Raw genomic sequence first — 14,724 nt, 5'->3', positions numbered from 1 at the left:
CGGCACCGGCCAGTTGAGAATTCCCGCGGGCCTGTCACCCTACGAGGTTTTCGGCCATCTCCTCGGTGATGCTGGACTCGGTCCCCGGGATGCCGAGGTCCGACGCGCGCTTGTCGGCCATGGCCAGCAGGCGGCGGATCCGGCCCGCGACGGCGTCCTTGGTGAGCGGCGGGTCGGCGAGCGCGCCCAGCTCCTCCAGGGACGCCTGCTTGTGCTCCATCCGCAGCCGCCCGGCAGCCGCGAGGTGCTCGGGGACGTCGTCGGCGAGGATCTCCAGCGCCCGGCCGACGCGGGCGCCGGCGGCGACGGCGGCACGGGCCGAGCGGCGCAGGTTGGCGTCGTCGAAGTTGGCGAGCCGGTTCGCCGTGGCCCGGACCTCGCGGCGCATCCGCCGCTCCTCCCACGCCAGCACCGACTCGTGCGCGCCGAGGCGGGTCAGGAGCGCGCCGATGGCGTCCCCGTCCCGGACGACGACCCGGTCCACGCCCCGCACCTCGCGCGCCTTCGCCCCGATCGACAGCCGGCGGGCGGCGCCGACCAGCGCGAGGGCGGCCTCCGGGCCCGGGCAGGTGACCTCCAGGGAGGACGAGCGGCCGGGCTCGGTCAGCGAGCCGTGGGCCAGGAAGGCCCCGCGCCAGGCCGCCTCGGCGTCACAGGTGGCCCCGGAGACGACCTGCGGGGGAAGGCCCCGGATGGGGCGGCCGCGGCCGTCCACCAGACCGGTCTGCCGGGCCAGCTGGTCGCCGCCCGCCACCACACGCACGACGTAGCGCGAACCTCTGCGCAGGCCGCCGGGTGCCATCACGATCAGTTCGGAGCTGTGGCCGAAGATCTCCAGGATGTCCCGCTTGAGTCTGCGGGCCGCCATCGCGGTGTCCAGCTCCGCCTCGATCACGATGCGCCCGCTCACCAGGTGCAGCCCGCCCGCGAACCGCAGGATCGCCGAGACCTCCGCCTTTCTGCAGCAGGTCCGGGTGACGGGTAGCCGGGAGATCTCGTCCTTCACCGCTGCCGTCATCGCCATGGGCCGATCCTTCCATGCATCCGAAAAATACGGTCGTACGCGGCGGCCAACAGCTCCGGGTCGTGCCGCGGAGAGCCGTCGGTCCGGGCCACCGGCGCCAGCTCGACCACGGCACCGAACCGTTCGGCGGCCTCGGTGAGCAAGTCGCGGTCGGGCACGGCGGCCTCGTCGGCCAGCACCACGTCCAGGGCGAGTTTAGGGGCGTGTCGTGCCAAAACCTCCAAATGACGCTGCGGGGAGAAGCCATCGGTTTCTCCCGGCTGCGGTGCGAGGTTCAACGACAGCACGAGCCGGGCCTTGGTCTCGGTGAGCGCGTCGAGCAGCTCGGGCACGAGCAGGTGCGGGATCACGGAGGAGAACCAGGAGCCGGGGCCGAGAACCACCCAGTCGGCGTCCCGGACCGCCTCGACGGCCTCGGGCACAGCGGGCGGGTCGCCCGGGACGACGTGCACGGACTGCACCTCGCCGGGGGTGAGCGCGACGGTCGCCTGGCCCCGTACGGTCCCGACCTCCTCCGGGCGGGCCGGGTCATGCCCCTTGACCAGGGCCTGGAGCTCCAGCGGTACGGCCGACATGGGCAGCACCCGGCCCTGGGCGCCCAGCAGCCTGCCGACCAGGTCGAGGGCCTGGACGTGGTCGCCGAGCTGCTCCCACAGGGCGACGATCAGCAGATTGCCGACCGCGTGCTCGTGCAGCTCGCCCTGGGACTGGAAGCGGTGCTGGATGACGCGGGCCCAGGTCTGGCCCCAGTCGTCGTCGCCGCACAGCGCGGCCAGCGCCTTGCGCAGGTCGCCGGGCGGCAGGACGCCCAGCTCGTCCCGGAGGCGTCCGCTTGAGCCGCCGTCGTCGGCCACGGTGACGACGGCGGTGAGGTCGCCGGTGATCCGGCGCAGCGCGGCGAGCGAGGCGGACAGGCCCATGCCGCCGCCGAGCGCGACGACCTTGGGCTGGGCGCCCCGGCGGCGGGGCCGGGCCCCGCGGGTCTCGGCGGGCCGCTCCGTGCGGCTCTCCGGGACGACCCGGCGCAGTCTGCTCAGCCGGCTCAGCCGCGACGAGGTCGGTCCGGTCACTCGCGCCCCATGTCCCGGTGCACGACCACGGTCTCGACGCCCTGGGAGGCGAGGCGGGCGGCGAGCTTCTCGGAGGTGGCGACCGAGCGGTGCTTGCCGCCGGTGCAGCCGACGGCGATGGTCACGTAGCGCTTGCCCTCGCGGCGGTAGCCGGCGGCGATCATCTGCAGCAGCTCGGTGTAGCGGTCGAGGAACTCCTTGGCGCCGGGCTGGTTGAAGACGTACGCGGAGACCTCCTCGTTGAGTCCGGTGAACGGGCGCAGCTCCGGGACCCAGTGCGGGTTCGGCAGGAAGCGCATGTCCACGACCAGGTCGGCGTCGACGGGGAGGCCGTACTTGAAGCCGAAGGACATGACGGTGGCCCGCAGCTCCGGCTCCTCCTCGCCCGCGAACTGGGCGTCCATCTTGGCGCGCAGCTCGTGCACGTTCAGGCTGGAGGTGTCGATGACCAGGTCGGCGTCGCCGCGCAGCTCACGCAGCAGTTCCCGCTCGGCGGCGATGCCGTCGGTGATGCGGCCGTCGCCCTGGAGGGGGTGCGGGCGGCGGACCGACTCGAAGCGGCGCACCAGGGCGTCGTCGGAGGACTCCAGGAAGACGATGCGCCGGGTGACGTGCTTGGTCTCCAGGTCGGCGAGGGAGTCGCGGAGGTTGTCGAAGAAGCGGCGGCCGCGGACGTCGACGACGACCGCGATCCGGGCCACGTTCCCCTGGGAGCGGGCGCCGAGCTCCACCATGGTGGGGATCAGCGCGGGCGGCAGGTTGTCGACGACGAACCAGCCGAGGTCCTCCAGACACTTGGCGGCCGTGGACCGTCCGGCGCCGGACATGCCGGAGATGATGACCAGCTCGGGGATGGCCGCCTCGGGGACCCCGGCTGTTTCGATGCCCGTACTCACGTGTGCTCCGTCTTCCTGTGGCGCTGGGTGCCGCGGGGTACCGTCGCCCACCGCGCTGTGGGCCGCTGCGTGCTCCGCTGTGTGCTCGTGGTGCTGTACTTCCGGACGCTCCGCGCGCTCCGGCAGTTCTGGCTGCTCCGGGGGATCCGGTCGCTGCTCGTGCTCGGTCATGTCTCCTGCCCTCGCCGCCGGTCCGGGGTGCCCGCGGCCACGGGCTCCCCAGAGGGGTCCGCGGTCGTACCGGGCTCCTCTTCCTCCATGATCTCTCCCGTGGCCGTGTTCACGGCGGGTGCGGCCGGAGCCGCCTCGGCGAGGGCCACGGCGATGGTCTCGGCCGTCTTGCGGCCTATGCCGGGGACCTCGCAGATCTGGTCGATCGTCGCGGAGCGGAGCTTCTTCAGGGAGCCGAAGTGCTTCAGCAGGGCCTGCTTGCGAGCCTCTCCGAGGCCGGGCACGTCGTCCAAGGGGCTCGCCCGGAAACGCTTGGCGCGTTTGGTCCGCTGGTAGGTGATGGCGAAGCGGTGGGCCTCGTCGCGGACCCGCTGGAGGAGGTAGAGGCCCTCGCTGCTGCGGGGCAGGACCACCGGGTCGTCGTCGCCCGGCACCCAGACCTCCTCCAGGCGCTTGGCGAGGCCGCACACGGCGATGTCGTCGATGCCCAGCTCGTCGAGCGCCCGCCGGGCGGCGGCGACCTGCGGCTGCCCGCCGTCGACGACGACGAGCTGGGGCGGGTAGGCGAACCGCTTGGGGCGGCCGTCCTCCTCGGTGAGGGCGTTCTGGTCGTTCCCGGCGTTCCCGTCCTCCTCGACCCACTCGCCGGTCTTCTCCTTCTCCGCGAGGTAGCGCCGGAAGCGGCGGGCGATGACCTCGTGCATGGAGCGGACGTCGTCCTGGCCCTCGCCGTGCCAGACCTGGGTGTCCCCGACCCGGCCCTTGATCTGGAAGCGGCGGTACTCGCTCTTGCGGGCCAGTCCGTCCTCGAAGACGACCATGGAGGCCACCACGTCGTCGCCCTGGAGGTGGGAGATGTCGTAGCACTCGATCCGCAGCGGGGCGCTGTCCAGGCCGAGGGCCTCGGCGATCTCCTCCAGCGCGCGGGAGCGGGTCGTGAGGTCGGAGGCCCGCTTGGTCTTGTGCAGGACGAGCGACTGCTGCGCGTTGCGCTCGACGGTCTCCATGAGCGCCTTCTTGTCGCCGCGCTGCGGGATGCGCAGGGACACCTGGGCCCCGCGACGCTCGGTGAGCCACTCCTGCACGGGCCCTACGGGGTCGGGCAGCGCCGGGACGAGGACCTCCTTGGGCACGGCGTCACCGGTCTCCTCGCCGTACAGCTGCTGGAGGGCGTGTTCGACCAGGTCACCGGTGGTGACGGCCTCGACCTTGTCGGTGACCCAGCCGCGCTGGCCGCGCACCCGTCCGCCGCGTACGTGGAAGATCTGGACGGCCGCCTCCAGCTCGTCCTCGGCGAGGGCGATCAGATCGGCGTCGGTCGCGTCGGCGAGCACGACCGCGTTCTTCTCCATGGCCTTCTTCAGGGCCTCGATGTCGTCGCGCAGCCGGGCGGCCCGCTCGTACTCCATCTCCTCGGCCGCGTCCGTCATCCGCTTCTCCAGACGGCGGATGTAGGTGCCGGTGCGTCCTGCCATGAAGTCGCTGAACTCGTCGGCCAGTTCGCGGTGCTCCTCGGCGGAGATCCGCTCGACGCAGGGGGCCGAGCACTTGCCGATGTAGCCGAGCAGACAGGGCCGGCCGGTGCGGGCCGCGTTCTTGAACACCCCGGCCGAGCAGGTGCGGACGGGGAAGACGCGCAGCAGCAGGTCGACCGTGTCCCGGATCGCCCAGGCGTGCGCGTACGGCCCGAAGTACCGCACGCCCTTCTTCTTGTGCCCGCGCATCACCTGCACGCGCGGGTACTGCTCGTTCATCGTGACCGCGAGGTACGGATAGCTCTTGTCGTCGCGGTACTTGACGTTGAACCGGGGGTCGAACTCCTTGATCCAGGAGTACTCCAGCTGCAGCGCCTCGACCTCCGTGGACACGACGGTCCACTCCACGGAGGCGGCCGTGGTGACCATCGTGCGGGTGCGCGGGTGGAGGCCGGTCAGGTCCTGGAAGTAGTTGGCCAGGCGCTGACGCAGGCTCTTCGCCTTCCCGACGTAGATCACCCGACGGTGCTCGTCACGGAACTTGTACACCCCGGGAGAGTCCGGGATCTGCCCCGGGCTGGGGCGGTAGCTGGAGGGATCGGCCATGCTCCACACCCTACTGGCGGGGAGTGACAGCCCGGGGTCCCGGTGGACGGGAGGCGGGGGCCGCACGCGGCCGCCCGCAGGGCTCTAGCGCGTCTCCAGGAACGTCAGCACCGCCAGCACCCTGCGGTGGTCGTCCGGCTCCTCGGGCAGCCGCAGTTTCCCGAGGATGCTCCGCACATGTTTCTCGACGGTGCCCTCGGTCACCCACAGCCGCCGGCCGATGCCGGAGTTGGACCGGCCCTCGGCCATCAGACCGAGAACCTCCCGCTCACGGTTGCTGAGCATCGACAGCGGATCGTCACGGCGCTGCGCCGCCACGAGTTCCTGCACCAGGGAAGGATCGACGACCGACCCGCCCCGGCGGATGCGGTCGAGGCTCTCCAGGAACTCGTCCACGACCGTGATCCGGCTCTTGAGCAGATACCCGATGCTGCGGCCGCCGGCCAGCAGCTCCAGCGCGTCCTCGACCTCGACGAACGCCGACAGCACCAGGATCCCGACCGCCGGATACCGCTCCCGGATCGTGCCGGCGGCCTTCAGCCCCTCCGTGGACTGTGTCGGCGGCATGCGGATGTCGACGATCGCGATGTCCGGCAGCTCCCTCTCGACGAGGTCCATGAGCCCGTCGCCGTCGCCGGCCTGCCCCACCACCTCGTAGCCGACGCGCTCGCACAGGCTCGCCAGCCCCTCCCGCAGGAGCACGTCGTCGTCCGCGAGCACCACCCGTCCGCGCACCGGATGCTGATCGGCCTCCATGGTCCCGGCCTCCCCCTTGCCCGACCTGTCCGTTCGTTCCGACAGCCTGCCCGAACCCGGGTCTTTACGGCTAGCCGGAAGCCTAGTTGGGGGAGGGCCGTGAAGACACCGGAACGTGTGTCCGTCATGCTCACAGATGTGCGGCCGCGGGTGGACCGGCGCCTCTGATCGGGAGACGGCGAGACATCCGCCTGCCCAGGGACCGGACGGCCGTCTCCGCCGTCCGATTCGGCCGCCCGGAACGTACGCCCGTACCGAGTCCCGAACTCCCCCTTCGAACGGGCCTCACCGCGTACGCTTCGGGCGGTCATGAACGCGGCAGGACGGCCGCCGCGTCCTCCTGCGGCGGTGTCGGCGGCAGCCGCACGCTCAGCGTCGTGCCGTCGCCGGGCGGGCTGGTGATCGTCAACCTGCCGCCGATCGCCTCCACCCGGTCGATGAGCCCGATGAGCCCCGATCCCTTGTCGGGTTCCGCTCCCCCGGCACCGTCGTCACGGATGACCAGTTCCAGCACGCCCGAGCGCTCCTGGGCGGCCACGGTCACCACGCTCGCGCGCGCGTGCTTGACGGCGTTGGTGAGGCTTTCGGAGATGACGTAGTAGGCGGCCACCTCGACCTGTTCCGGGAATCGGGCCTTGCCGAACGCGAGATCGAGTTCCACGGGCACGGCGCAGCGGCGGGCCAGGGCACGCAGGGCGGGCCCCAGGCCGCCCCGGGAGAGGATGGACGGGTGGATGCCCCGGGCCACCTGGAGCAGGTCCTGGAAGGTGTCGTCGAGCCCCTTGGCCAGCTGGTCCAGTTGCCGGGCGAGTTCCGAGGAGGGGTCCTCCGCGAGGCTCTGGGTCATCCGCAGCTCCAGCTGCAGGGAGACCAGGCGCTGCTGGACGCCGTCGTGCAGATCGCGTTCGATGCGCCGCCGGGAGGCGTCCCCGGCGGCGACCACGCGCGCGCGGGACGCGGCCAGCTGGGCGCGGCTGTCGGCGTTGGCGATCGCGGTGGCGATCAGTTCGGTGAAGTCGGCGAGCCGGGACTCGGTGCCGCCGGGCAGCGGGTCGAGGAGCGAGGCCGCCACGACGACCCCCCACAGACAGCCCTCGACGACGATGGGGGCGCCCACACAGGTGCCCGACCGGGCGGAGCGCCGGGTGCGGGCCACCGCGGCGATGGCCCGTCGGGCCGCCTCGCGGCGGGTCGTACGGACCATCTCGGCGGCCGCGTCCCCGCGCGCGTGCGCGATCCCGAGGATCTTGACGCCGCCGTCGGGCTCGTAGCGCAGGACGGCCGCCGCCGTGCCCAGCAGGGACGCCACCTCCTCGGCGACCTTCCGGAACACGTCGGCCGGCGGCACCCCGCGGGCGACCGCGGTGGCGACCCGGCGCAGCGCGCTCTGTTCGAGCGCGGCCAGGCGGCTCTCGGTGACGTCACGGGCGGCCGCGTAGACGAGGCCCTCCTCGGGGACCGGCCGGGCGCTCCACTGCAGCCAGCGTTCGGTGCCGTCGGCGCGGACGTACCGGTTCTCGAACTCGGCGACCTCGGTGCCGCTCGCCAGCAGCGCGACGGCCTCGCGGGTCTTGTCCCGGTCCTCCTCGTGGACGAAGTCGAGCATGGGCCGGGAGGTCAGTGTCTCCATCGGGTAGCCCAGGGTGCGTTCGAACGCCGGGTTGACGCGCTTGAAGTAGCCGTCGACGCCGCTGATGCAGAGCAGGTCCATGGAGAGGTTGAAGATGCCCTCCAGTTCCTGTTCGGCCCGTCTGCGCCGGCCGTGGGCAGCCGCGAAGGAGGCCATGGTGCCGTTCATGCCGCCCAGCAGCTGGGCCCAGGTCCCGTCGAAGGAGTCGACGTCGGCCCGGTGTCCGAGGCGGCCCGCGTCGATCGCGGTGTTCATGGCCCGGATCTCGTCGGCCAGCCGTTCACCGGTCACCCGCAGCTCGCGGAACGTGTCGGCCACGTCCCCGAGTTCGTCGCGTCCCGTGTAGCGGATGTCGTACGAGAGGTCGCCCTCCGACAGGGCGCGGGCGCCCTCGGAGACCTGGCCGAGGGGGCGGGTGATCGAGCGGCGCAGGGCCAGCGCCAGGAGGGTGACGAAGGCCAGGACGGCGAGGGAGATGCCGAGTTCGGTGAGGGCGCGGGCCCGTATGGCGCGCAGATCGCGGTGGGCGGTGTCGTCGAGTTCGCGGGCGGCCCGGTCCTGGATGCCGCGCAGGGCCTCGACATAGCGCTCGGAGTCGGCGAGCCAGCTGTCGTACGAGGGCCAGTCGGCGGGCCGGGGGTCGGTGTCGGCGAGCAGGTCGCGGACCGTGCGGACCTCGCGGCCGGGGGCCTCGAAGATCGCGGTGTGCAGTTCGACCTTCAGTCCGTCGGAGGCGGTCAGCTGGAACCTTCTGAGCTGGGACTTCTCCAGTTCGGTCCAGCGGCCCGCGGCGGCGGTGGTGCGCCGCTCGCCGGGGGTGTGGAAGAGGATGGCGAGTTCCGCCCGTTCGCTCTCGGTGGCGGCGACGGCCCGCAGCATCGCCATGTGGGCGTCGGCGGCGCGGCCCGCGGCCCGGGTGGGGCGCCCGGCTTCGAGGCCGGCCACCGTGTCGAGCACCTTGTTCTGGATGACCTCGTACCGCCGGGTCAGGGTCTGGGCGTCGAGCGAGCCGGTGCCCGTCTGGACCCGCAGCGCGTGCAGTTGACGGCGTACGGAGTCGAGGACCCCGGCGACGTCGGAGCCCACCTCCCGGTCGACGGCCTCGCCGAAGGCGTGCCGCAGCGCGTCGTCGGTGACGCGCTGGGCCTCCGCCCGGCCGCGCAGGGTGTCCGGTCCGGCGCTCAGCCGGGCCTCGACCGCGGCGATCCGCTCCCGGGCGACGGCGCCGCCGACCTCGCTGGTCGCGAACGAGACCTCGATCGCGGTGTCGAAGTCGCGCAGGGTCCGCGCCTCCCGCCACTGGGTCATGGCGGTGAACGCCGTGAACGACAGCAGGACGGTGACCGGCAGCAGGACGAGCAGCATCAGCTTGGGGCCGACGCGCAGCCGCGCCAGGAACGGGACGGTGGCCGCGTTCGCGACGGGCCGGCGGGTCACGGCGGGGCGTGGGGCGGGGATACGTCCGTGGGACGGCGGGCTGAGCACGGCCGGGCCTCACGGTCCGGTCGGGGGGTAGTGGCCGTGGTCCGCCAGGTCCTGGTCGACCGCCCGCACCGCCTCGTCCAGCGCGGGCTGTACGGCCCCTCCCCGCAAGATCTTCGCGAAGGCTTGGGAGAAGGCCTCGGTGATCGCCGGATAGGCGGGGGTCTGCGGCCGGGGACGCGCGGTCCCGGCGCGCAGCTGTTCTATGTAGAGGCGTGCACGGCCGCCCTCGGCGAAGGCGTCGGTCCGCGCGATCGCGGTTCCGGTGGCGGGGATCGCGCCGTTGGCCTCGGTCATCCGCAGGATCTCCTCGGGGCGCAGCAGGAACTCCAGGAACCGCCACACGGCGTCGCCGTCCGCCGTGCCCGCGGGGATGCCCCACTGCCAGGAGCCCATGCCCGTGGCGCTGCCCGTGCCGAAGTCGGGCAGCGGCACGATCGCCACGTCTGCCGGGTGGGCCTCGGTGTAGCGCCCGTACGACCAGTGGCCGGCCCAGGACACCGGGGTTCTGCCCTTCTGGAAGGCCTCGAAGTCCTTGTTCGCGTCCACGTAGCCCGCCTTCACCCAGCCCTGCAGCGTGGTCAGCGCCTCGGCCGACCGCGGCCCGTTGAGCACGCCGTCGGCCGTTCGATAGGTGGAGCGGTCGATCAGGTCGCCGCCGGCCGACCACAGCACCGGTGCGAAGCCGTACGTCCCCCACTCCGTGTCGGCCCACTGCAGCTGGAGGTCCAGCGGCCGCTCGTGGCCGTGAGCGCGCAGCTTCTTCAGGATGCCGGTGAACTCGTCGGCGGTCCAGGCGTCGCCGATGCCCCGCGGGATGCGTACGCCCGCCTTCTTCAGCACCGACGGCCGTACGTACAGGCCGAGTCCGGAGTCGAAGGTGCCGAGGCCCCACAGCCTGCCCCGGTAGGTGCCCTGCTCGACGACGGAGGGCAGCAGGTCCGCGCGCAGGGGCTTCGGGACGCAGGAGTCGATGGGCCGGAGGTCGCCGGCCCAGGCATGGCTGAACAGTTTCGGGGCGTCGAAGTCGAGCAGGTCCGGCAGTTCACCGTCGGCGGCCGCCTCGCGGACCAGGTCGTCGTGGTCGCCCTCGGGGTGGCGGACGAGGCGGACGGTGACGTCGTCCTGGGCGGCGTTGAAGGCCCTGACCTGGGCGCGTAGCACCTCCAGTTCGCCGCGTGCCGACGGCCGGTGGTACCACATGGTGATCTGCGCGGGGGCGTCGATCCGCCCGTCGCAGGTCGCGTCGGAGCCCCGCCGGATGTCCTCGCCGCCGCCTCCGCCCGTCTCGCAGCCCGCGAGCAGCAGCGCCGTGCAGAGCACGAACGCCCACGGGGCCCGGCGGGCCGGCCTCGTCGTGCCGGGCCGGCCCGCCGGGCGGGGCGTGCGCCGGGGTCCGGCGGCTCGGGTCACGGTCCGCTCTTCGGATAGCCGTCGTGGGCGGCGAGATCCTGGTCGATGGTCTCGACCGCCTTGTCCAGCGTCCTTTCGACGGGGGCGCCGGAGAAGACGATGTCGGCGACCGCGTGCGAGAACGCGACGGTGACCGCCGGGTACGCCGGTGTCTGCGGCCTCGGCCGGGCGGCGCCGCTGCGCAGCTGCTCGATGAACAGCCGCTCCGCGCCGTCCTCGTCGTACAGCGGGGACAGCTTCACACCCCCTTCCGTCGCCGGGATCGCGCCGTTGGCCTCGCTCATCCTGGCCACCTGCTCGGGCCGCAGCAGGTACTCCAGGAAACGCCACACCGCGTCGCCGTCGGCGCCCCCCGAGGGGATGCCCCACTGCCAGGAACCCATGCCGGTGACGGTTCCCGTGCCGAAGTCGGGCAGCGGCACGATCGCCACGTCGCCCGGGTACGCCTTGCTGAACTCGCCGTACTTCCAGTGCCCCATCCAGGAGATGGGACTGCGGCCCTTCACGAACGCGCTCTTGTCCTTCTTCTCGTCCCGGTCGACATAGCCCTCCTCCACCCACTTCTGCATGGTGGTGAGCGCCCCGACGGCCTCCGGGCCGTTGAGGAACCCGTCGGCCGTACGGAACTCCTCGGGGTCGATGAGGTCACCGCCCGCCGACCACACCGCCGGTGCGAAGGCGTAGGTGTTCCACTCGTCCGCGCCGCGGGAGTCGGTGAAGTTCAGGTCGAGCGGCGCCTCGTAGCCCTGGGCGCGCAGCCTGCGCAGGATCCGCGTCAGTTCGTCGGCGGTCCAGGCGTCGTCGACGCCCTTCGGGATGCGCACGCCCGCCTTCCTGAGCACGGACGGCCGCACGTACAGACCCAGTCCGGAGTCGAACGTGCCCACGCCCCACAACCGGTCGTCGTACGTGCCCTGTTCGCGGATGGAGGGCAGCAGGTCCTCGCGGGTCCTGGCGGGTACGCAGGAGTCGATCGGCTTGAGGGTGCCGGACCATGCGTAGCTGTAGAGGTTGGGGCCGTCGAAGTCGAGCAGGTCGGGCAGGTCGCCGCTGGCCGCCGCGGACAGGACGAGTTCGTTGTACGGGCGCTGCTCGGGCAGGGTGACCAGTTCGACCCGTACCTGCCGCTGGGACCTGTTGAACTCCCCGACCTGGCTCTTGAGCGTGCTCTGTTCACCGCTCTGGCCCGCGTGGAACCACATCGTGATGTGGGCGGTGCCCTCGATCCGCCCGTCGCAGGTGGTGTCGCCCGCCGCCTTGCCCACCTCGTCCGTCCGTCCGTCGCCGCCCTCGCCGCTGCACCCGGCGAGGAGCAGCGCGGCGGTCGCCGCACCCGCCATCAGGGCACGGCGTACGGGACGTTCTCCGAGGTCCCGGCGCTGCCTGTTCATCGCACACCCCCACTCCACGGGCCTGTTCGGCCCCAGGGCAGCGACATGCTACTCCTCGTGTCGCCGCCGACTCCCAGGGTGAGAGCGAACCCGTCGTCACGGCACGGGACATGGGCACATTCCGGCTGACGTGGTCCCGCGGCGCCGACTCTTTCCCGCTAGCCGTAATGTGCGTCCATGACCGCCTTGGGAGGCTGTGCGCATGTCCACGCGCTGTCTCATCGTCGACGACAGCGCCCGGTTCCTGGAGGCTGCCCGTACGCTGCTGGAGCGCGACGGGATCCGCGTCGTCGGTGTGGCCCGCTCGGGCACGGAGGCGCTGGCACGGGCCGCGGAGCTGGTCCCGGATCTCGTCCTTCTGGACGTCGACCTCGACGGCGAGTGCGGTCTGGAGCTCGCGCCGAGGCTCGCGGGCGCCGCCCCGTCCGTCATCGTGCTCACCTCCACGCACCCGCTGGACGACATCGAGGAACTCGTCACCGCCAGTCCGGCCCGGGGGTTCCTGCACAAGTCCAGGCTCTCGGGGCAGGCGCTGCTCGACCTGCTGCGGCCCGACCAGGGGCCCGGGACGCGTTGAGGATCTTGCCGATGGTGTCCGGCCATGTCACGCGTCAGGTGTTGTCGGGACTTGGTCAACACGCTTCAATGCGGGGGAACTCGGGGCAAGGGGCCCTCTCCCGCGGATGTACGGACGGACACACGGCCGCCGACGGCGGCCGGAGCCCTGGGGACCCACCGGGCGCCCCCTCGGCCCGCGTGGTCCGGTCACCCGTCGCGCCCCTCCTCTACAGAAAGGTCTCTGCATGCGGCACGCCACAGAGCACGCGGACGTCGCGGCGGTCCGGGACGTCTCCACGGGGGAGCTGGAGTCGGTCCTGCGGGGCGGCCCCTTCCATGTCGCGCTGCGCGCCGCGATCGCCGCCCGCGGCCTGCCGCTGCAGCGTGTGCAGCACCACCTCTCGCGCCACGGGGTCAAGGTCGGCGTCACCAGCCTCAGCTACTGGCAGCAGGGCGCCCGGCGTCCGCAGCGTCCCGAGTCGCTGCGGGCCGTGCGTGCCCTGGAGGAGATCCTCCAGCTCCCGGACGAGTCCCTGATCCGGCTGCTCGTCCGGGCCGACGAGCACCCCGGCCCGGAGCGCCCCGCCGGCCGCTCGTACCGCTCGGTCGTGGAGGCGTCCGGTGTCCTGGAGCGCCTCTTCGACGAGCTGCGCATGCCGCTCGACGGCGGTGTGCACACCGTCGGCCACCACGAGCGGGTGCGCGTCGGCGCGGGCCGGGAACTGCTCGGCCGCGAGTCCCAGCACATCGTGCGCGCCCACAGGGACGGCGTGGACCGCTATGTGGCCGTCCACCACGGCGACCCGGGCTGCGCGCCGGAGCGGATCGCCCTCCGCGCCCTGGAGAACTGCCGCAGCGGCAGGGTGCGCTGGGACCGGGAGACCGGTGTCCTCGTCGCCGAGCTCCTCTTCGACACCCGGCTGCGCAGCGGTGACACGTACCTCTTCCGTTACGGCTTCGACGACGGCACGGCCGGCGTGTGCACCGAGTACGTCCGCGGCTTCCGTTCCACCGGCGGCCAGTACGCCCTCCAGGTCCGCTTCGACGAACGGGCCCTGCCCCTGCGCTGCCACCGTTTCAGCCAGCACTCCGCCGCGGCCCCCCGCAGCGGGCGGCAGATCCTCCCGCTGAGCGGCCCGCACCGCTCGGTCCACCTCGTCGAACCGCGGGTGCGGACGGGGGTCGTGGGGATCGGCTGGGACTGGGAGTGACGTCCCGGCGGACCAGGGCCCGGCCGGCGACCGCCGTCCGTCGTGGTGCGCACCCCTTTGCGATACTTTCCGGCCGACAGCCCCCGAGAAAGGATCCGCCTCGTGATCGTCGTCGCCGGTGAAGCCCTGATCGACCTGGTCCCGCGAGGTGCGGGCACGCTCGTGGATCTGCGGCCGGCGCGCGGCGGCGGGCCCTACAACACGGCCGTGGCGCTCGGCCGCCTCGGCTCCCCCACCGCCTTCTGTTCGCGGGTCTCCCAGGACGCCTACGGCGAGGCCCTGCTGGCCGGCCTGCGCGACGCCGACGTGGAGGTGACGTCCGTGCAGCGCGGGCCCGAACCCACGACCCTCGCCCTGGCCTCGATCGGCGAGGACGGCTCCGCCCGGTACTCCTTCTACGTCGAGGGCAGCGCCGACCGCCTGTTCGAGACTCCCGAGCGGCTGCCCCTCGGCACCCGTGCCGTCTCCTTCGGGACCTGCTCCCTCGTGCTGGAACCCGGTGCGAGCGCCTACGAGAAGCTGCTGCACGCCACCGCCGCCCAGGGGGTGTTCACCGCCCTCGACCCCAACATCCGGGCGGGGCTGATTCCCGACGCGGACGCCTACCGGGCCCGGTTCAGGAGCTGGCTGCCCTCGGTGTCGCTGCTCAAGCTCTCCGAGGAGGACGCCCGGTGGCTGGGCGGCACCCCGCGCGCGTGGCTGGACCGCGGACCCGCCGCGGTCGTCGTCACCCGGGGCGGCGCCGGCCTGACCGTCCACACCCGCGCCGGCGCGGAGCACTCCGTACCGGGCGAGACGGTCGACGTCGTCGACACCATCGGCGCCGGTGACACGGTCAACGCGGCCCTCCTGCACGGTCTGTCGGCCCGGGACGCCCTCTCCGCCACCGCCCTCGCGGCCCTCGGCGCCGACGACTGGGTCCGCCTGCTCCGCTTCGCCGCCCGCGCGGCGGCCATCACCTGCTCCCGGGCGGGCGCGGAGCCGCCGTACGCGGCGGAGGTGGGGGAGGTCTAGGCGCTCCCCCCGTGCGACGGTGGCCTG

At 72.8% G+C, this 14,724-nt stretch carries 11 protein-coding genes; 3 read left to right on the top strand and 8 right to left on the bottom strand.

Translation table 11 applies throughout. The features are described 5' to 3' along the window. Positions 1 to 34 precede the first annotated feature (34 nt). The 8 genes from whiA to ACZ6BB_RS17890 form a co-directional block, all read right to left on the bottom strand. Positions 35 to 1,024 (bottom strand): DNA-binding protein WhiA, encoded by a 990-nt coding sequence (gene whiA, locus ACZ6BB_RS17925; RefSeq protein WP_013004513.1) that lies wholly within the window; start codon positions 1,022 to 1,024, stop codon positions 35 to 37. Continuing rightward, positions 1,015 to 2,094 (bottom strand): gluconeogenesis factor YvcK family protein, encoded by a 1,080-nt coding sequence (locus ACZ6BB_RS17920; protein WP_471616112.1) that lies wholly within the window; start codon positions 2,092 to 2,094, stop codon positions 1,015 to 1,017. The genes whiA and ACZ6BB_RS17920 overlap by 10 nt, the downstream gene beginning before the upstream one ends. Continuing rightward, entirely contained in the window at positions 2,091 to 3,161 is a 1,071-nt protein-coding gene (rapZ, locus tag ACZ6BB_RS17915) for an RNase adapter RapZ (protein ID WP_471616111.1), read from the bottom strand. The genes ACZ6BB_RS17920 and rapZ overlap by 4 nt, the downstream gene beginning before the upstream one ends. Then, on the bottom strand, positions 3,158 to 5,242 hold the full coding sequence (uvrC, locus tag ACZ6BB_RS17910) for an excinuclease ABC subunit UvrC (RefSeq protein ID WP_471616110.1): 2,085 nt from the start codon (positions 5,240 to 5,242) through the stop codon (positions 3,158 to 3,160). The genes rapZ and uvrC overlap by 4 nt, the downstream gene beginning before the upstream one ends. Before the next feature lie 84 nt (positions 5,243 to 5,326). Further along, positions 5,327 to 5,998 carry a response regulator transcription factor gene (locus ACZ6BB_RS17905; protein WP_059079303.1) on the bottom strand — a complete coding sequence of 224 codons (672 nt, stop codon included), beginning with the start codon at positions 5,996 to 5,998 and terminating at the stop codon, positions 5,327 to 5,329. 307 nt (positions 5,999 to 6,305) lie between these two features. Continuing rightward, positions 6,306 to 8,993, bottom strand: a complete 2,688-nt coding sequence (locus ACZ6BB_RS17900; RefSeq protein WP_471616165.1) for a PAS domain S-box protein — start codon at positions 8,991 to 8,993, stop codon at positions 6,306 to 6,308. A 129-nt stretch (positions 8,994 to 9,122) separates the two neighbouring features. Then, a complete protein-coding gene (locus ACZ6BB_RS17895; protein ID WP_471616109.1) occupies positions 9,123 to 10,523 on the bottom strand; it encodes an ABC transporter substrate-binding protein in 1,401 nt (466 codons plus the stop codon). Beyond that, a complete protein-coding gene (locus ACZ6BB_RS17890; RefSeq protein WP_471616108.1) occupies positions 10,520 to 11,914 on the bottom strand; it encodes an ABC transporter substrate-binding protein in 1,395 nt (464 codons plus the stop codon). Before ACZ6BB_RS17890 ends, ACZ6BB_RS17895 begins: the two co-directional genes overlap by 4 nt. A 202-nt stretch (positions 11,915 to 12,116) precedes the next feature. Here ACZ6BB_RS17890 and ACZ6BB_RS17885 point away from each other — a divergent pair, with 202 nt between their 5' ends. The 3 genes from ACZ6BB_RS17885 (at position 12,117) to ACZ6BB_RS17875 (ending at position 14,697) form a co-directional block, all read left to right on the top strand. Next, positions 12,117 to 12,491, top strand: a complete 375-nt coding sequence (locus ACZ6BB_RS17885) for a response regulator (protein ID WP_471616107.1) — start codon at positions 12,117 to 12,119, stop codon at positions 12,489 to 12,491. Between the two features lie 226 nt (positions 12,492 to 12,717). Further along, entirely contained in the window at positions 12,718 to 13,683 is a 966-nt protein-coding gene (locus ACZ6BB_RS17880) for a hypothetical protein (RefSeq protein ID WP_471616106.1), read from the top strand. Between the two features lie 102 nt (positions 13,684 to 13,785). Next, positions 13,786 to 14,697 carry a carbohydrate kinase family protein gene (locus tag ACZ6BB_RS17875; RefSeq protein ID WP_471616105.1) on the top strand — a complete coding sequence of 304 codons (912 nt, stop codon included), beginning with the start codon at positions 13,786 to 13,788 and terminating at the stop codon, positions 14,695 to 14,697. The last annotated feature ends 27 nt before the right edge of the window (positions 14,698 to 14,724 follow it).

This window comes from Streptomyces sp. NPDC041108 (assembly GCF_055592645.1).
This window is presented reverse-complemented; position numbering and strand designations above follow the sequence as displayed.

Coding starts and splice junctions, on each gene's coding strand:
- whiA (WP_013004513.1), bottom strand. CDS start 1,024: ATGGCGATGACGGCAGCGGTGAAGGACGAGATCTCCCGGCTACCCGTC.
- rapZ (WP_471616111.1), bottom strand. CDS start 3,161: ATGACCGAGCACGAGCAGCGACCGGATCCCCCGGAGCAGCCAGAACTG.
- uvrC (WP_471616110.1), bottom strand. CDS start 5,242: ATGGCCGATCCCTCCAGCTACCGCCCCAGCCCGGGGCAGATCCCGGAC.
- ACZ6BB_RS17905 (WP_059079303.1), bottom strand. CDS start 5,998: ATGGAGGCCGATCAGCATCCGGTGCGCGGACGGGTGGTGCTCGCGGAC.
- ACZ6BB_RS17900 (WP_471616165.1), bottom strand. CDS start 8,993: ATGCTGCTCGTCCTGCTGCCGGTCACCGTCCTGCTGTCGTTCACGGCG.
- ACZ6BB_RS17890 (WP_471616108.1), bottom strand. CDS start 11,914: ATGAACAGGCAGCGCCGGGACCTCGGAGAACGTCCCGTACGCCGTGCC.
- ACZ6BB_RS17885 (WP_471616107.1), top strand. CDS start 12,117: ATGTCCACGCGCTGTCTCATCGTCGACGACAGCGCCCGGTTCCTGGAG.
- ACZ6BB_RS17880 (WP_471616106.1), top strand. CDS start 12,718: ATGCGGCACGCCACAGAGCACGCGGACGTCGCGGCGGTCCGGGACGTC.